The organism is Nostoc sp. UCD121 (assembly GCF_014222285.1).
Taxonomy (GTDB): Bacteria; Cyanobacteriota; Cyanobacteriia; order Cyanobacteriales; family Nostocaceae; genus Nostoc.
In genome coordinates this window covers 1-480 of sequence record NZ_JACKZS010000528.1, presented here as the reverse complement: position 1 = coordinate 480, position 480 = coordinate 1, and the positions used below count along the sequence as shown (strand labels likewise).

Here is a 480-nt window from a genome sequence, read left to right as displayed (position 1 = left end):
CTGTTGCAAAATTACCCGATGACAATCTAAAACTTCTGCGGTTTCAATATCTGATATTGCACAAAATCGTCCCTGTTTGTACAGGGTTGCATAGTTCTCTCCAAAACAATGGTCTTGAACTTTTACAGCTAAACCAGAAGTAAATTGCGGTAGGACATCTTCGGCAATAAATTCACCATATTCGTAATTTACCCCGAGATGAAATTGATAAATTCCGACGCGCGAGACATTAAGGATTGAACGAATATTTTGAGTTACTGCACGAAAAATTGCACCTAAATCTAAAGACTCTCGGATCTGATTTACAACATTAAATAAGGTTTTTTGTTGGTGGAGGCTTTGTTGGATCTGTTGTGCTTTTTCTTGAGATTCTTGATAAAGACGAGCATTTTCTAGAGAGATAGCAGCTTGCACAGATAACATTTGGATAACTTTGATGCGATCGCTAGTAAATACCCCTGCCACTAGTTTATTTTCTAA

Annotated in this window: 1 pseudogene; it reads right to left on the bottom strand. The window is 37.3% G+C overall.

Annotation, left to right across the window (positions count from 1 at the left end):
* A pseudogene (locus tag GNF10_RS37325) lies at positions 1 to 480 on the bottom strand (histidine kinase); the annotation flags it as partial.